The following is a 286-nucleotide window of genomic DNA, read 5'->3' on the forward strand; positions in this document are numbered from 1 at the left end:
CCGAAATACAAAAATCCACCTCCATACTAATCGATACCCTATGCGCAAGTACCTTGCGGCTATGCCAATCAATCACAGCACATAAATAAACAAAGCCTTTTGCCATAGGGATATACGTTATATCCGTAGACCACACTTGATTACTGCGCTGAATAGCCAACCCTTTGAGCAGATATGGATATTTACGGTGAGCTTGATTAGCCTGGCTTAAATTTGGTTTGCAATATAACGCCTGAATACCCATTTTCTTCATTAAAGTACGTGTATGACGTCGTCCTATATGATG

Annotated in this window: 1 protein-coding gene; it reads right to left on the minus strand. The window is 40.6% G+C overall.

What is annotated here, in order from left to right:
• On the minus strand, window positions 1-286 hold a 286-nt coding region (locus ACWQ4X_RS19910; protein ID WP_457904694.1), incomplete at both ends, for a DDE-type integrase/transposase/recombinase.

It is taken from the genome of Acinetobacter sp. NigerLNRRAM0016 (genome assembly GCF_054112845.1).